Origin of the sequence: Treponema sp. JC4, from assembly GCF_000260795.1 — a bacterium.
GTDB lineage: Bacteria > Spirochaetota > Spirochaetia > Treponematales > Treponemataceae > Treponema_D.
Map to the genome: position 1 here is coordinate 1 of NZ_AJGU01000137.1, position 462 is coordinate 462.

At 38.5% G+C, this 462-nt stretch carries 2 protein-coding genes; both read right to left on the reverse strand.

Annotated elements, in window-relative coordinates; genetic code table 11:
• Positions 1 to 198 (reverse strand): SAM-dependent methyltransferase (locus tag MSI_RS15235; RefSeq protein WP_369759201.1); only part of this gene is annotated, 198 nt, incomplete at its 3' end.
• Entirely contained in the window at positions 164 to 412 is a 249-nt protein-coding gene (locus tag MSI_RS14230; RefSeq protein WP_007590632.1) for an SAM-dependent methyltransferase, read from the reverse strand. The genes MSI_RS15235 and MSI_RS14230, both read right to left, overlap by 35 nt.
• Between the last annotated feature and the right edge of the window lie 50 nt (positions 413 to 462).

Genomic DNA, 462 nt, shown 5'->3' on the forward strand with positions numbered 1-462 from the left:
GTTGGCACAGGCTGTTATAGAGGTAATGCCACTTATTGTACAGACCTCGATACCGTCTTTATGTGCCAGATCGGAAATATATGAAAATGTAGAATACAGTGCCGGATCACCTATGGTAATGAAGGAGACCTTCTTTCCGTCCAGAACATGTGCTTTTATAATTTCATAGATCCTCAGGTGTATTTTGAGCTCTCTTATTTTCGTCTTTTGTCATTTCGAATTCTATGGGAAGTGTATCTATATCTTCCACTTCCGGAATCACCTGTTTTACTATCTGATATGCTCTGCATTCATTCAGATCTTCTTTAGGGCATATCAAAAGGTCTGACTCCTTTATTCTTTTTATGGCTTTAAGTGTCATGTCTTCCGGATCACCGACTCCTACGCCGATCCCATATATACATCCATTCATTTTTTACCGATCCTTTTCCTGGTACTCTTCTTAAGTTTTTTATCTTTATC

Coding starts and splice junctions, on each gene's coding strand:
- MSI_RS14230 (WP_007590632.1), bottom strand. CDS start 412: ATGAATGGATGTATATATGGGATCGGCGTAGGAGTCGGTGATCCGGAA.